The organism is Bartonella sp. CB10SXKL (genome assembly GCF_042195515.1).
Classification (GTDB): domain Bacteria; phylum Pseudomonadota; class Alphaproteobacteria; order Rhizobiales; family Rhizobiaceae; genus Bartonella.
In genome coordinates, this window is record NZ_JBHION010000002.1 from 102,801 (window position 1) to 118,990 (window position 16,190).

Genomic DNA, 16,190 nt, shown 5'->3' on the forward strand with positions numbered 1-16,190 from the left:
CGGTGTGGATGGAGAATCAACCAATATGTGCTGGCACTGATATGTTCAAAATCAAACACTGGAGATGTTATGAAGGTTGAGATTGCCTTGGGTGAGATGTCAGAGAATCGTGCTTTGCATAAATCGATGCCAGCACTTCTTGACTTAGAAGAATTATTGGCGACACGTCTTCTTGTACAAGGTAATTCCGGTTCAGGGAAATCACATCTTTTACGCCGTCTTTTGGAGCAAAGTGCTAAGTGGGTGCAGCATTGTGTAATTGATCCAGAAGGCGATTTTGTAACTTTGGCAGATAAATTTGGTCATGTTATTGTAGAGGCTCAACGTAGTGAATTAGAGTTGACTCGTATTGCCCATCGCATTCGACAACATCGAGTTTCAGTGGTATTTAATCTTGAAGGCTTGGATACTGAACAACAGATGCGTGCTGTAGGGGCTTTCCTTGGGGCACTTTTTGATGTGGAACGTGATTATTGGTATCCTATGCTTGTCGTTGTCGATGAAGCGCAATTGTTTGCTCCAACTGCAGCAGGAGAAGTTTCTGATGAAGCGCGTAAAATTTCTTTGAGCGCTATGACCAATCTTATGTGTCGAGGACGTAAACGTGGTCTTGCTGGTGTTATTGCGACACAACGTTTGGCTAAGCTTGCCAAAAATGTTGCTGCTGAAGCTTCAAACTTTTTAATAGGGCGGACTTTTTTAGATATTGATATGGTGCGCGCTGCTGATCTTTTGGGAATGGAGCGTCGCCAAGCGGAAATGTTTAGAGATCTTGAACGGGGAAATTTTATAGCTTTAGGCCCTGCTTTATCACGACGTCCCTTACCAATCATTATCGGTTCTGTTGAAACTTTGGCACGCTCTTCTAGTCCTAAATTAATGCCACTTCCAACAGAGCGGGATGATGTGCAAGAGCTCGTTTTTACTGCTTCACCAGAGGAAATTTTAACGCCATTTAAACAAACACGAGAGCCGATGAGGGAAAAATCAATGCACGAGATGTTAGAGGAGGTAGTGCATAAAAAACAAGAGCTGTTGGAAGAAAACCTGAGTTTATTTCCTGAACTTTCTGATGTTGAGCGTGACGGCCAAGCAGAACATATTATTCGGGAAATTCTTGAGGATTCTGAGGCTTTTTATCGTTCAACAGCGGTGCTTTATCAAGATTTTTCAGTTCGTTGCCGTATCCATGGTATGTCAAAGGTTCCTTTTAATCTTTCACAATTTCGGCGTAAATTGGCTATTGCTCAGGCTTTTGTTGATGAACAAACGGCTGTCAGTGAACATTGGAAACATATTTTGCAGATATCAGAAAGTTTGGAAGAAGATGTTCAAGGAGTCTTCTTGAATGTGGCACAGGCCGCATTAGGGGGAAAGCCATGTCCATCTGATGCATTTTTAGCACGTCTTTATGGAACTCATTCTTTAAGCCGTGCACGCCGACTTTTAACCTACTTTGAAGAGCGTGGACTTATTGTTATTCACACGCATTTTAGTGGTCAACGTATTGTTGCATTTCCTGATCTTGGTGTTGAAACAGCACCGGGAGACCCCAAGGAACCACTTTAACCAAATAAGCTGGAAACCGATTGTTCTGCTGCTGTCCTTGCAATTGCTTCTCCAATAAGGTCGGCAATGGGCAAAACACGAATATTATGGGTTTTCTCAATAGCTTGTGTTGGCATAATTGAATCTGTAATAACCAATTCTTTCATCTCTGAATTGGCAATTCGTTCGATTGCATTACCAGAAAGAACACCGTGCGTGATATAAGCCGTGACACTATTGGCACCATGTTTAAGCAGAGCACTTGCTGCATTGCATAAAGTTCCACCTGAATCAACAATATCATCAAGCAGAAGGCAATCTTTTCCCGATACATCTCCAATGATATTCATAACTTCTGATTCACCGGGGCTTTCGCGACGTTTATCCACAATAGCGAGCAAACTGTTCAAGCGCTTGGCGAGCGCGCGCGCGCGAACCACACCACCCACATCAGGTGAAACAACGATAACATTTTCAAGAGAATAATGCACTTTGACATCGCGAGAAATGACAGGAACAGCATAGAGATTATCTGTAGGGATATCAAAAAAACCTTGAATTTGTCCTGCATGAAGGTCCAATGTTAAAACACGATGGGCCCCTGCTTCCGTAATTAGGTTGGCAACAAGTTTTGCAGAAATAGGAGTCCGTGGTCCTGGTTTTCTATCTTGGCGGGCATAGCCAAAATAGGGGATAACAGCTGTAATACGACGTGCAGAAGAACGACGAAGGGCATCAATCATGATGAGCAATTCCATCAAATGATCATTTGCGGGATAGGATGTAGATTGCAAAACAAAAACATCTTGGCCACGTACATTTTCATGCAGTTCTACGAAAATTTCTTGATCAGCAAAGCGCTTTACAGTTGCTTTGCCTAAGGGGATGTTCAAATAATTTGCAACATCTTCAGCTAGGCGTGGATTAGAATTTCCGCAGAAAAGTTTCATAGTAGAACCTCTGAATTATCATGGTGGAATGCGACACGGTTTTTAATTTCTTTTTATTAAATTGCAAGAGAACAATTACAAAAGCCTTACAATTTTATCGATTATTATTAAAGAGCTATGCAGTATGTTTTCTCTTTTTCCAAAAGTTTGTTACTTTTAGAGCAAAGTTTTTTCTCCATGCGGCAAAGAAATACATATTGATTAATCTTTTTGGTTATTACTTTATAAAAATGCTTTCAATATGGGGAATGTTTCATATTTAAGATGAATGAAGGGGAGTAATAAAAAGAAGTATCATCTTGCCTTCAATTATTATAACCAAACATTGAAAATGATCACAGCGAAGGCTATCATATTTTATGTGCTGGTAGATAATTTTGTGAAAAAAGCAAAGTCCAATGGGATTTATTTTTACATTTGGGTAAAAAGTTTAGTTTTGCAGTTTTGGTATTGTTCTCAAGCATAAAAGGGGCTCATCTTTTGTTTTTCAGCATAATAGCAGAAATTTGCCGTCCGTAATCGGGTTCGTTGCGGTGTATTGCACGGCGATAGGAGAAAAAACGCTGTTCATCTTGATAGGTACAAAGCTCTACACAAGAAGCATTAACGCCTGCTTCTTTGAGTTGGTTTATAATAAATGCCCATAGATTAAAATAAAAGCGATTTATTTTGTCTGTTTTTAAAAAATATTTTTGGTATTTGCTGTGGTAATCAATAAATTGGTCGTAAAATTCATTTGTTACTTCGTAGTGATAAGGGCCAATACAAGGTCCAAGGACTGCTGTTATTGATTGTCTTTTGGCTCCTTGTTTTTCCATAACAGCAATTGTTTTCTCGATAATTCCATTTAAGCTTCCACGCCAGCCAGCATGAGTTGCAGCGATGACTCCAGCTTGTGGATCAGCAAACAGAATGGGTCCGCAATCTGCTGTAAGAACCCCAATAACGAGTTCTGGGGTGGTCGTAACCAGAGCATCAGCTTGAGGAGGTGCACCGATAGTTGCTTGATGAGCTACGACAACGTTACAGGAGTGTATTTGATTGACTGTGACTAAATTTTGCGCCTCAATAGAAAAATAATTGGCGATCAAAAGACGATTCTGTACAATATATTCAAGCTGATCATTTGAACCTTTCCCAACATTAAGACTATGATAAAGATTTTTTGAAACACCACCTTGACGTGTAAAAAATCCATGTTTTATCCCATGGGTGTGTAAAGTAGAAAGATTTTTTGCAAGAATGGGATGAGGGATAGATTTCATAAAAGTTCCTTATGGAGATTATTTGAAATGAGGATGGAGATGTTCATATTTGTCAATGAATATTTCAGATACTGATGTGCTTATTGACAAAAGCGCCGATCATCAAAATTGAGGAGGTATGGAGATGTTTTTATCACTGAAATGTAAAACTTTAAATAATTTTCCCATCTGATCTGGACCAGCGAGCCGTTCGATGTCTTGGCGGATTTTGTCTTGCAAAGGAGCACTTTTGCCAACTCCAAGCTGGTTTGCGCGCTCCAGTAGCCCCATTTTAAAAAGAAATTCTCCTTGCTCTAAGATTTCAGCAAAACAGCCCTGTTCAAGAGCTATGTTTTTTAAAAAAGAAAAATCAACATGGGATGTTAAATCATGTTCACCAGGGGCATCAAAAACATCACGAAATTTATGTTTTGAGAGTGCTTGCAAGGTATCGCCAAAGGCAAGCTCACAAGCACCATAGTCGATAAGTAAAGCAGAACCTGTCACTTGCACTAAATGGTGGCTGATTTGTTGCATGAATTGATGCCGTAAAGGGGCATGTTCAAAAATTGTTCCGTCAGGCACTTTAGAACAATAGGTTTGTAGACAAGAAGAGGGAAGTTTATGCGGGGCAGCAATAAAGATGAAATCTCCATTTTGATTGACTGTAATGCAGCGCTCTTTCCATTCTCCATTGACTTTAATATATTGGTTGATAGGGAGTGTATCGAGAAATTCATTAGCAATGAGGAAGAGAGGTTTTGAAGGAATTTGATTAAAATTTTCAATGCTATGGATTTGTTTTTGATAAGAGCAAAGGCGCTTTTTTTGTTCTTTTGCAAGTTTTTTGCTTATTTCGATCAGAAAAATTTCAGCAGCATTAAATGCTCTTGTAGAAAGCTTTTGGATGGTTCGCAAAATGTCATCCATCAAAATTCCACGTCCTGGACCTATCTCAGCGAGGATAAAAGGATGAGGACAACCTTGAGCTTTCCAGCTCGCAAGAGTCCAAATGCCAATCATCTCTCCAAATAATTGGCTTATTTCAGGTGCTGTAATGAAATCACCATCACGTCCAAAAGGTGTTTGTGTTTGATAATAACCAAACTGAGGATCTGTAAGTGCCAACGTCATATATTGGCTAACAGTGATTGGTCCATTAAGGACAATAATTTCTTTAATTTTTTCTTTTAGATTGGCCATTTTCTGTCGATTTATATTTAAAGGCGTGGAGAAGAAGATACCCCCCTAAAAGAAGCATGGGAAGAGATAAAGCCATGCCATAGGTAAAACCAGTAGAATGGAAAAGTGTCGAAAACCATTCTGGATCTTCTTGAGGCGCACGGTAAACTTCAGAAATGCTGCGTGCTACTGCGTAGCCTATAATAAATGTTCCTGATACAGCACCGGGACGCTTTAATGCTTTGAACCCAAAAATAAGAAGACACAAGATGATGAAGAGAAGAAATCCTTCCATAAATGCTTCGTAAAGCTGGCTTGGATGGCGCGGTAAATAGTAAGGATCGAGAGGAAAACAAACAGCCCAAGGATGTGTAGTGATATTGCCCCATAACTCTTGGTTGATGAAGTTGCAGATTCGTACAATGCCGATACCAATAGGAGCACCTGCAGCAATGATATCAAACATGGCTCGTATGTTAATATAATTTTTACGGGCAAACCAGATCATAGCAATGATAATACCAATAAGTCCGCCATGAAAGGACATTCCCCCATCCCATACGGCAATGATAGCACTTGGATGGTTAAAATAGTAAATGGGATCCCATACAAGAACTTGTCCTAAACGCCCTCCGATAACAACACTTATGGCAGACCAGACAACAAAATCTCCGATCTTTTCTTTATCCATAGGAGGGTGGTCTCTATACCATAGAGATGTTTTTTTTAATAATTTTTGCGCATACCACCAAGCAAAAAGAATACCCAGTACGTAACCAAGTCCATACCAATGAAGTGCTATGGGACCTAGCTGGATAATGACAGGATCAAGGAAAGACGGAAAAGCAATGGCTGGACAAGACAGATTGTTCATGAGTTAAGCATTTTACATTATACGAGATGAATATGAAGTGACTCTGATGGTCAGAAATGACAGATGAATGCACAATGGTCAAGTCAGTAGGGAGGCTAGTCAGAAAGGGAGATAGATTTCCACTGATTTATCGCGGTAAAAAATATGGTGATAAAGGAATATTAAAAAATCTTAAACAAAATCGTTATGAAAAGTCTACATAGTATGTAAAATATAGAGTAAAAGGAACAAATTACAGTATCTAAATGTTATGAGAATACGCTATAATGCGTGCGTCAATAATTAAAATTTAAGGAAAAATGTTATGCGTAATGGATCAAATCGTATTCTTGATGAACTAGCAAAATTAGCAACGGATGCTGCTGACGTTGCGCAAGGCATACGACGTGAAGCTGGAACAGCTTTTCGTGTGCAGGCTGAAAAGATAGCAAACAAACTTGATCTTGTTTCTCGCGAAGAGTTTGAGACTTTTAAGGAGATGGTGCTGAAAATCCATGCTGATAATGCTGATTTGAAAAGGCGCCTTGATGATTTAAAGAAAGATGATTAAAAAAACGCAGACACAAAAAAGTAAAATAGTTTCTTAAAAAAAGAATCTTCAAAAAATATCCCCAATTTTTCAATGTGATGCGTGAAACTAAAAAATGCTTAATCTTGAGTCTGTTAGAGCGGAGCATTTGTTTATTTTTGATTTTTTTTGGGGTAAAATACATTTTTTTGAATCAGGGGGGCTGGCGCTATGAAATTGTATCAATACACTGAAAAGACTTGATGATTCGTTTTATGACTATCAGGTTGCCCTAAACAGCGCGATTGTGTTCTGGGTGTTTGTGTACTGTCGATGTTTTTATGTGTATTTGTTTGGTGTAAAGGTTCTGATTGTAGCAAAATATTGTTACAGTTTAGACGGTTTATATTCTGTTGACAATGTTTTAAGATGATTGAGGATTGTGATGAGGCTTGCATTTTGCGCCACAGAAAGAAAAGAGCACCCTGTTGACTTTATCGAACAGATTGCCTGTGAATATGATTGGTCGTTTGAGCGGGATGCACAAGATGAAATTAGCGTTTGTGTGGAAGGAAAACGCGCAAACTATCGTCTTGCTTTTTCATGGATGGAAGAGCATGAAGCACTTCATTTAGCTTGTTCGTTTGATCTCTCTACTAAAAATGCTCGAACAGCTGAAATACAGCGCTTATTGCTAGCAATTAATGAAAAGTTGTTGTTGGGACATTTTGATTACTGGCAAAGGAATAATTCAGTTATTTATCGACAAGGTCTTCTTTTGGCTGGTGGGATGCATCCATCTCATATACAGGTTGAAACATTGTTGATACATGCACTTAAAGCCTGTGAAAGCCATTATGTTGCATTTCAGATGGTTGCTTTGTCGGGAGAAAGTGCTTACAAGGCACTACAGTACACTTTGTTTGAAACTGTAGGGAATGCCTAAAATATACAGTCTGTTATTTTTACAGACGGTTTGCGGAAATATTGCTCATAGGGGGACATCAAGAATAGCGCGCACTCCCCCGAGTGGGCTCTCATCTAATTGTATATTGCCACCATGGCTGCGTGCTATGTCTTGAGCAATAGAAAGACCAAGTCCTGTTCCACTTGCATCTTGATTTCGCGCTTTATCAAGTCGAAAGAATGGCTTAAAAACTTCTGTGCGCATATCTTCATGAATTCCAGGTCCATTATCATCGATTATCAATATAAAAGATTCTTGTTGAGAGTTAGCGGTTAGTTTAACAGTCGTGCCGTAACAAAATGCATTTGTTACAAGATTGCTGACTAAGCGTGTGAAAGCACGGGGACGTACTTGTATTTCTGTAGGACCTTCAATGGTGTAAGAAAATTGACGTTTGTGAAGACGAGCATCGGTGGAGAATTTTTGCATAAGAGCATTTAAATCAAAAGTCTTGACACTTTCACTTCCTTCACCACGAGCAAAAGCAAGATAATCTTCTAACATATTTTGCATGTCACTTACATCTTGCTCAAGCGGTTTAATATCAAAGTCAGTATTTACTAATGCCAGCTGAAGTTTAAAGCGTGTAAGAATGGTTCTTAAATCATGACTTACTCCTGAGAGCATCATGGTACGTTGTTCAATTTGGCGTTCAATACGTTCACGCATGCGTAAAAAAGCGATGCCTGCACGACGGACTTCATCAGCTCCTTGTGGTTGAAAACCTTTTGGTAAAGGACGACCGCGTCCAAAGCTTTCTGCTGCTTCAGCCAATTGTTGAATCGGTTTGATTTGATTGCGCAAGAAGTAAATTGCTATCAGCAATAAAACAAGAGCTGTTCCTACCATCCAGCTTAAAAAAATAGCAGTATTGGAAGCATAGGCTTGGCTGCGTGGAGCAAAGACGCGTAAGATGTTGTGACCAAGGTGGATACGGATTTCAACAAGATCAGAATCTCCTACGGTATCGATCCAGAAGGGACGGTTAATTTGGCGGGTGATTTCTTCACTTAAAAAATAGTCAAGAATTGCAAAAAATGGCTTAGGTCCTGGAGGGGGTAAGGAGGTAGGAGATAGAATAGAAATATTTAATCCCATACGTTGTTGTGCAATACGCTTGATATCTTCATAGTTATCTTGTTGGGGATATGTTTCAAGAATATCAATAATGGCTGAAATATCATGCACGACAGCTGTTGAAAGACGCTCGGTTACCATTTGCCAATGGCGTTCCATAAAGACATAAGCAATGACCGTTTGCAGAAGCACCATGGGAGCGATAATAATGATTAAAGAGCGAGCATAAAGCCGTTTAGGCATTTTTTTCGTTAACCATCGAAGAAAAAATCTTAAAGGTTTGATCATTCTTGTGCCTATTCAATAGAGAGTTTATACCCTATTCCTCGCACGGTTTGGAGCCATATAGGCAGTGCTGGGTTTTTTTCGATCTTACGACGAAGGCGGTTGATCTGCACATCAATGGCACGTTCACTTATATTGCTGTCATCTGTCGCGAATTTATGGCGCGGAATTGTATCGCCTGCATTTTCGGCAAACATGACCATCATTTCTTGTTCTTTATCTGTTAATTTAATAATTTCTCCTCCTTTTTTGAGTTCGCGTCGTGAAATTGAAAATATATAAGGACCAAAAACGATTTGCTCAATTTTAGGTTGGCTAAGGGGAAAACCACGTCGTAAAATGGCGTTGATGCGAAGGAGAAGTTCACGAGGGTCAAACGGCTTAGCCAGATAATCATCGGCCCCTGCTTCTAATCCACGGATACGATTGTCTATTTCTGATAAAGCTGTTAGCATCAAGATAGGAACATCTTTTGTTTGGCGGAGTGAATGAGTAAGATCAATACCGTTTTCACCAGGCATCATGACATCAACAATAAGAAGATCAAAATCTAAACTTGCCAACAGTCGTCTTGCTTCATTCGCATTGGCTGAAACTGAAACACGAAATCCATTTTTAATGAGAAATTGAAATAAAAGATTGCGAATACGAGTATCGTCATCAATCACAAGAAGGTGAGGGGCATCGTCACACAAAACTTGAACGTGATTGGTCATTCTTAAAAAAACCTTGATAAAAATTTAGTTTACACAAAATACAAGTTTACATAAGTTGTATAAAGCTGTCGAGCAGCACCTTTACCTTAAAGGAGAGAAAGTTTTATTTATAAATTTAAAAAAGTTACTTTTGAAAAGGATATTATGGGTAGTCTTAATATACATATTATTCCCGTTACGACATTCCAACAAAATTGCACTTTGCTTTTTGATAGTGAATGTAAAACGGGGGTTCTCGTTGATCCTGGTGGTGATTGGCCGCGGATTCAAGACGTAATCGAAAAGAATGGTGTTATTGTTGAGGCTATTTGGGTAACACATGGTCATTTTGATCATGTGGGAGCAGCAATGCAAGCGAAAGAAGCGCTTAATGTAAAAATTATCGGTTCACATCGCGATGATAAGCCTGTGATGGATGCTGTGAGCGAAAGCGCAAAAAATTATGGCATCACTGATGCTTGCATCTGTATTCCTGACAAATGGTTAGAAGATGGTGAGTGTGTTCATTTTGCTGGACATGTGTTTAAGGTTTTTCACACCCCAGGACATTCCCCTGGTCATGTTATTTATTTCAATGAAAAAGAGCGCTTAGCTCTCTTGGGTGATGTGCTCTTTCGTGGTTCTATTGGACGTACGGACTTCCCCTTCTGTTCCTATGAAAAATTGATGCAATCTCTTCGAGAAAAAGTTTTACCCTTAGGCGATGATGTTTGTTTTATCTGTGGGCATGGTCCTAAAAGTAGCATAGGCTATGAGCGCCAAAATAATCCTTTTCTTCAAGATTTTAATATATGAGCAAACAAAAAAACGCTTTGAAGCGTTTTTTTGTGCCATTTAAGGCTTTTTAGTAGGGCGGAACAGAAGTTAATTTATTGGGGCATAACAAACGTGTTCCAAACCATTACGGTCTCGGAAAGTTCCTGTTTTAGGGTTGAAAGAACGGTATTTTTTCTTGCAATAGTTAAGCCAATCAGATTCCCATGATTGTTGTACTGGCTCATATTTCACCGTTTGCGGAGCTTCATAAATTATCTGTTCTTGTGGAACCTGTTGATATACAATTTGATGCTGTGGTGCGGTTTGATAAACAACTTGTGGCTGTTCTGGTTTTTTTAAAATTTTGCCGAGAAGTGCACCTGCTGCAAGAGCAAGAATGCCTATTGCTAAAGCTTCTCCTGAGTTATTTATATTAATACTACTGTGTTTTGTCTTTTTGCGCTCGACATAATGATATGTCTTGTGTTCAACATGATGGTGTTGTTGTGCTCCCCATTTATGGCTAACATAATGACGCTTGTGGGGATTATCAAAAGAGCGATGTTCACTATGAGAAAAATGGGAGCTAAAATTGTGAGCTGGTAAACCAGCCTCCCTCCTCATATCATAGCTATGATACCATGCCATATCTGCAAGCGTTGGATTTAATGGCATCAAAACGGTTGCAGTAGACATTGCTGATAATACCGCTAATCTGAAGAGTTTTTTCATAATGATGATCCTTGTGTAAATTCGTATTTTTCACATCCTACACGTTTCAAACTGAATAGAGCCTGAACAATTTTGGACTTTATTGTGACAAAAAAATAAAAATTCATTTAGTTAAAACATTGCCGGTACAGTAAAATAAAATCATGACAAAATTTTGATTTCAATTAATGTAATATTCTTAAGGTTAATTAAGCAGCTTGTATTGAGAGCAGCAGATTTTTTACTATTGGTTATAAATTCTTTATTGATGAGTACTTTTTTATTAATTGATACAATATGAATTAAACAATAGGTGTATGAATAAAAGTTATCGTTTTTTATTATAGGCTTATGGTGCTAAGATAAAATCTTATTTGTGTGATAGAATACAGTCCTGTTTGACTACTCTCTTGTGAGGTTAAATATTGAGTTCGATATCAGATTATAACTGTATAAGATAATATATTGCGGGAACTTTTTTTGATATATGGGAAACATTCTCTTTAATTTTTTTGTGCTCATTTAGGTTTTAGAAGTGTTTTTGGCATGTTTTGATAGTTTTAGGGATTTTTTTATAACGTGGTTTAACAAGAAAAATTGCTAAAGGGGGACATCAATAATAGCGCGTAAGCCCCCTAGAGGGCTATCATCCAATTGAATATTGCCTCCATGGCTACGTGCTATATCTTGAGCAATAGAAAGGCCGAGTCCTGCTCTACTCGCATCTTGATTTTGTGTTTTATCAAGTTTAAAGAATGGCTTAAAGACTTCTGTGCGCATATTTTTATGAATCCCAGGTCCATCATCATCAATAGTTATGATGAAAGATTCTTGTTGGGATATGGCTGTTAGTTTGACAGTATTAGCATGACAAAATGCTTTTGATACAAGATTGCTGATGAGACGCGTGAAGGCATGGGGGCGTACTTGTATTTGTGTAGGGCTTTCAATGGTGTAGGAAAATTGACGTTTGTGAAGATGCGCATCGGTAGAGAATTTTTGCATAAGAGCATTTAAATCAAAAGTTTTAATACACTCACTTCCTTCACTACGGGCAAAAGCAAGGTAATTTTCTAACATATTTTGCATGTCGCTCACATCTTGCTCAAGCGGCTTAATATCAAAGTCAGTATTTGCTAACACTGGTTGAAGTTTAAAACGGGTGAGAATGGTTCTTAAATCATGGCTTACACCCGAAAGCATCATGGTGCGTTGTTCGATATAGTTAGAAGATGGTGAGTGTGTGTATTTTGCTAGACATGAGTTTAGGGTTTTGCATACACTATGGCATTCCCTTGGTCATGTTATTTATTTCAATGAAGAAGAGCGCTTAGCCCTCTTGGGTGATGTTCTTTTTCGTGGTTCTATTGGACGTACGGACTTCCCCTTCTGTTCCTATGAAAAATTGATACAATCTCTTCGAGAAAAAGTTTTACCCTTAGGCGATGATGTTTATTTTATTTGTGGGTATGGCCCTAAAAGTAGCATAGGCTATGGGCGCCAAAATAATCCTTTTCTTCAAGATTTTAATATATGAGCAAACAAAAAAACGCTTTGAAGCGTTTTTTTGTGCCATTTAAGGCTTTTTAGTAGGGCGGAACAGAAGTTAATTTATTGGGGCATAACAAACGTGTTCCAAACCATTACGGTCTCGGAAAGTTCCTGTTTTAGGGTTGAAAGAACGGTATTTTTTCTTACAATAGTTAAGCCAATCAGATTCCCATGATTGTTGTACTGGCTCATATTTCACCATTTGCGGAGCTTCATAAATTATCTGTTCTTGTGGAACCTGTTGATATACAATTTGATTTTGTGGTACTATTTGATAAACAACTTGTGGCTGTTCTGGTTTTTTTAAAACTGTACCAAGAATCGTACCTGTTGCAAGACCAAGAATACCCATTACTACAGCATCTCTTGAGTTGTCTATATGAACATTACGGTGTTTTGTTTTTTTGCGCTCGACGTAATGATACGTTTTGTTTTCAATATAATGATAATGGTGGTGGTGGTGATGATGGTGTTGTTGTTCCGTCTTACTATGTTTGGCTACAAACCTTTCATGTTCGGCTTTAAATCTTCTTTTGCCGTCTTCAAAACTCTTGTGGAAATCATCAACAAACTTTTGGAAATCATCAGAAAAAAAGCCACGTTTTCTATCAGAACAATGGGAGCGAGAAAAACCGCAAGGCGGGATATCAGCTTTCTTCCTTATTTCCCTTATCGCATCATCTGTTTCTTTACGCATCTTCCTCATCATATCATCTATTTCTCTCGAGATAGAGTCACTACGATTCCATGCCATATTCGCAAGCGTTGCATTTAGCGGCATCAAAACGGTCACAGTTGACATTGCTGATAATACCGCTAACCTGATCACTTTTTTCATAATGATGCTCCTTGTGTAAATTCGTATTTTTCACATCCTACACGTTTCAAACTGAATAGAGCCTGAACAATTTTGGACTTTATTGTGACAAAAAAATAAAAATTCATTTAGTTAAATCTACCACGGAGACAGTACAATAAAATCATAACAGAATTTTGATTTCAATTAATGTACTCTGCTTGAGGTTAATTAATAAATTTGTATTGAGAGTACCCGATTTTTTACTATGGGATATAAAATCTTTATTTATTGGTACTTTTTTATTGTTTGGTACAATATGAATTGAACAATAGGTGTATGAATACAAAGTTATCATTTTTTATCATAGTCTTATGGTTCTATGAGAAAGTCTTATTTTACTTTATTTGTGTTATAGAACAGTGACCTATTTGAATATTTTTTTGTAAGGATCGATAATATTGAGTTAAATATCAGAGTATAACTGTATAAAATAATATATTTTGGAATTTTTTGTAAAATGTTCTTTCTTATGTTGTTTTAGACAAATTGGAGCACCCTTGATGTTGGAGGTTGTCTATTTTTCGGATAATGCTGTTTGCTTTTGAACCTTAGTCTTTTTTAGAAGAGCTGAAGATTATTTTATGCGGTTTGAAATTTCTTACTCCTTCATTGATTGCGTTTTTTTCGTTTTATTGTTGCTTGATTAGGGGTGTTTTTACGAGATTTTCCTTTTTGATTTTCCAAAATACCAGTGTCCATGGTTGGTCCCATGTGTGCAAGGTCTGGTTTGGAGAAAAGACTTTGTTGTAACACGGGCTCATGGGTGGATTGTTCGCTATGATGTGTTAAGGGATTTTCTGCGAGTTCTAGTTCTATCTTTTGTAATTGTTTGATTTCATCGCGAAGTCGCGCTGCTTCTTCAAAATTAAGATCAGCAGCTGCTTCATGCATTAATTTTTCAAGGTGTTTAATATGAGATGCTAAATTGTTGCCAACTATATTTTTTTTCTCGATAACATCAGGGATATTTGTACGAACATGGTTGTTTTCATCGCCTAAATTGAGAATATCTCCGATATTTTTTTTGATACTTTTCGGTGTGATATGGTGTTCTTCATTATAGGCTATTTGTTTTTGTCGACGTCTTTGTGTCTCCTGTAAGGCTCGTTCTATGGAACCAGTGATCGTATCTGCATAGAGGATAACACGGCCATCTACGTTACGTGCAGCACGTCCGATTGTTTGTATGAGGGAAGTTTCAGAGCGCAAAAAGCCCTCTTTATCGGCATCTAGAATGGCAACAAAACCACATTCTGGAATATCTAAGCCTTCTCGGAGCAAGTTGATACCGATGAGGACATCAAAGGTGCCAAGCCGAAGATCGCGTAGAATTTCAATGCGTTCTAATGTATCAATGTCAGAATGCATGTAGCGTACACGAATGTCTTGTTCGTGGAGATATTCAGTTAAGTCCTCAGCCATACGCTTTGTGAGAACTGTCACCAATGTACGGTAGCCTTTTTGAATTGTTTTACGAATTTCATTCACAACATCATCGACTTGATTTTTGGCTGGACGAACCTCTGTTGGTGGGTCAACAAGCCCTGTTGGGCGAATAACTTGTTCCGCAAAAGTGCCGTGAGATTGTTCTATTTCCCAGCGTCCAGGTGTTGCGGAGACAGCAATCGTTTGTGGGCGCATAGCATCCCATTCTTCAAAGCGCAAAGGACGGTTATCCATACAAGAAGGGAGGCGAAAACCATATTCTGCTAGTGTTGCTTTTCTACGAAAGTCACCTCGGTACATGCCCCCAATTTGGGGAATGGTTACGTGGCTTTCATCGATAAAAACAAGAGCATTATTTGGAATGTATTCGAACAAGGTTGGTGGTGGTTCTCCGGGTTTTCGTCCTGTTAAATAACGTGAATAATTTTCTATTCCGGCGCATGAACCGGTGGTTTCTAACATTTCTAAATCAAAAATTGTACGTTGTTCTAAACGTTGTGCTTCTAAAAGACGTCCAGCTGCGTTCAACTCATCGAGGCGTTGAACGAGTTCCATTTTGATGGCTTTCATTGCTTGATTGAGTGTTGGTCGCGGTATTACATAGTGTGAATTGGCATAAATTTTAATCGATTGAAGATCGCCTGTTTTTTGTCCGGTGAGAGGATCGAATTCCGTAATTGTTTCCACTTCATGGCCAAAGAGCGAAATACGCCAAGCACGATCTTCGAGGTGGGCAGGGAAAATTTCGATTGTATCCCCTCGTACACGAAAGGAACCACGAATGAAATTGATATCTTGTCGATAATACTGTTGAGAGACTAAATCAGCCAAGAGTGTTCGTTGATTGAGTTTGTCCCCTTTTGCTATTTGGAAGGTCATGGCCGTATAGGTTTCTACGGAACCAATTCCGTAGATGCAGGAGACAGAGGCGACGATAATAACGTCATCACGCTCTAAGACGGCGCGTGTTGCAGCATGACGCATCCGGTCGATTTGTTCATTAATTGAGGATTCTTTTTCAATATAGGTATCAGAGCGTGCAACGTAGGCTTCTGGCTGATAATAGTCATAATAGGAAACAAAATATTCGACGGCATTATAGGGAAAAAAACTTTTAAATTCACCGTAAAGCTGCGCTGCTAGAGTTTTATTTGGTGCTAAGATTAAAGCTGGACGCTGTGTTTTTTCAATGATATTGGCCATTGTATAGGTTTTTCCTGAGCCGGTAACACCCAAAAGCACTTGTGTACGTTCATTTTTTTCAATTCCCTCAATCAGAGTTTTAATGGCTTGAGGTTGATCTCCCGCGGGTTTAAAAGATGTTTCGAGTTGAAATGGAATACCACCTTCAGACTTTTCAGGACGAACAGGGCGGTGAGGTGTCCATAACGCGCCATTCTTAAAAAGAGGATTACCTGAAGCAATGAGAGCAGAAAGAGCTTCTACTGTTGCAGTAACACCATTTTTCATTGTTGTATCCTTTGATAGAAAAGTGTTGGTGATTTTAAAGAAAATA

General features: G+C 38.6%; 13 protein-coding genes and 2 pseudogenes. 5 read left to right on the forward strand and 10 right to left on the reverse strand.

The window, feature by feature from the left end; translation table 11 throughout:
* The first annotated feature begins 69 nt into the window (after positions 1-69).
* Positions 70-1,569 carry an ATP-binding protein gene (locus ACFIK3_RS01665; RefSeq protein WP_273791233.1) on the forward strand — a complete coding sequence of 500 codons (1,500 nt, stop codon included), beginning with the start codon at positions 70-72 and terminating at the stop codon, positions 1,567-1,569.
* Here the strand turns inward: ACFIK3_RS01665 and ACFIK3_RS01670 are convergent.
* The 4 genes from ACFIK3_RS01670 to lgt form a co-directional block, all read right to left on the reverse strand.
* Positions 1,566-2,498 (reverse strand): ribose-phosphate pyrophosphokinase, encoded by a 933-nt coding sequence (locus ACFIK3_RS01670; RefSeq protein WP_273791232.1) that lies wholly within the window; start codon positions 2,496-2,498, stop codon positions 1,566-1,568. The two genes, ACFIK3_RS01665 and ACFIK3_RS01670, sit on opposite strands and share 4 nt — an antisense overlap.
* 473 nt (positions 2,499-2,971) lie before the next feature.
* Entirely contained in the window at positions 2,972-3,763 is a 792-nt protein-coding gene (gene pgeF, locus ACFIK3_RS01675; protein WP_375676168.1) for a peptidoglycan editing factor PgeF, read from the reverse strand.
* 102 nt (positions 3,764-3,865) lie between these two features.
* Positions 3,866-4,945, reverse strand: coding sequence for a class I SAM-dependent methyltransferase (locus ACFIK3_RS01680; protein WP_375643121.1), 1,080 nt, complete (start codon positions 4,943-4,945; stop codon positions 3,866-3,868).
* Positions 4,920-5,798 (reverse strand): prolipoprotein diacylglyceryl transferase, encoded by an 879-nt coding sequence (gene lgt, locus ACFIK3_RS01685; protein WP_273791229.1) that lies wholly within the window; start codon positions 5,796-5,798, stop codon positions 4,920-4,922. Before lgt ends, ACFIK3_RS01680 begins: the two co-directional genes overlap by 26 nt.
* A gap of 304 nt (positions 5,799-6,102) precedes the next feature.
* On the opposite strand from lgt, the gene ACFIK3_RS01690 reads away from it, so the two are divergent.
* Both ACFIK3_RS01690 and ACFIK3_RS01695 read left to right on the forward strand, forming a co-directional pair.
* Complete coding sequence (locus ACFIK3_RS01690; protein WP_273791228.1) at positions 6,103-6,348, forward strand: accessory factor UbiK family protein; 246 nt, start codon at positions 6,103-6,105, stop codon at positions 6,346-6,348.
* Between the two features lie 403 nt (positions 6,349-6,751).
* Positions 6,752-7,252: a YbjN domain-containing protein gene (locus tag ACFIK3_RS01695; protein ID WP_375629408.1), complete on the forward strand. Its 501-nt coding sequence runs from the start codon at positions 6,752-6,754 to the stop codon at positions 7,250-7,252.
* 45 nt (positions 7,253-7,297) lie between these two features.
* On the opposite strand, the gene ACFIK3_RS01700 is transcribed toward ACFIK3_RS01695, so the two are convergent.
* Both ACFIK3_RS01700 and ACFIK3_RS01705 read right to left on the reverse strand, forming a co-directional pair.
* The gene (locus ACFIK3_RS01700) at positions 7,298-8,638 is read right to left on the reverse strand and encodes an ATP-binding protein (RefSeq protein WP_273791227.1); all 1,341 of its coding nucleotides are present in this window, start codon (positions 8,636-8,638) and stop codon (positions 7,298-7,300) included.
* An 8-nt stretch (positions 8,639-8,646) separates the two neighbouring features.
* The gene (locus ACFIK3_RS01705) at positions 8,647-9,351 is read right to left on the reverse strand and encodes a response regulator (RefSeq protein WP_375676169.1); all 705 of its coding nucleotides are present in this window, start codon (positions 9,349-9,351) and stop codon (positions 8,647-8,649) included.
* Between the two features lie 144 nt (positions 9,352-9,495).
* Here ACFIK3_RS01705 and ACFIK3_RS01710 point away from each other — a divergent pair, with 144 nt between their 5' ends.
* Positions 9,496-10,146: an MBL fold metallo-hydrolase gene (locus ACFIK3_RS01710; protein ID WP_273791225.1), complete on the forward strand. Its 651-nt coding sequence runs from the start codon at positions 9,496-9,498 to the stop codon at positions 10,144-10,146.
* 69 nt (positions 10,147-10,215) lie between these two features.
* On the opposite strand, the gene ACFIK3_RS01715 is transcribed toward ACFIK3_RS01710, so the two are convergent.
* A complete protein-coding gene (locus ACFIK3_RS01715) occupies positions 10,216-10,839 on the reverse strand; it encodes a BA14K family protein (protein WP_375676170.1) in 624 nt (207 codons plus the stop codon).
* A 579-nt stretch (positions 10,840-11,418) separates the two neighbouring features.
* A pseudogene (locus ACFIK3_RS01720) lies at positions 11,419-12,039 on the reverse strand (sensor histidine kinase); the annotation flags it as partial.
* Positions 12,040-12,043: 4 nt separating this feature from the next.
* On the opposite strand from ACFIK3_RS01720, the pseudogene ACFIK3_RS01725 reads away from it, so the two are divergent.
* A pseudogene (locus ACFIK3_RS01725) lies at positions 12,044-12,355 on the forward strand (MBL fold metallo-hydrolase); the annotation flags it as partial.
* Between the two features lie 69 nt (positions 12,356-12,424).
* On the opposite strand, the gene ACFIK3_RS01730 reads toward ACFIK3_RS01725, so the two are convergent.
* Together ACFIK3_RS01730 and uvrB are read right to left on the reverse strand one after the other, a co-directional pair.
* A complete protein-coding gene (locus ACFIK3_RS01730) occupies positions 12,425-13,207 on the reverse strand; it encodes a BA14K family protein (RefSeq protein WP_375676171.1) in 783 nt (260 codons plus the stop codon).
* A 627-nt stretch (positions 13,208-13,834) separates the two neighbouring features.
* Positions 13,835-16,144 carry an excinuclease ABC subunit UvrB gene (gene uvrB / locus ACFIK3_RS01735; RefSeq protein WP_375676172.1) on the reverse strand — a complete coding sequence of 770 codons (2,310 nt, stop codon included), beginning with the start codon at positions 16,142-16,144 and terminating at the stop codon, positions 13,835-13,837.
* Between the last annotated feature and the right edge of the window lie 46 nt (positions 16,145-16,190).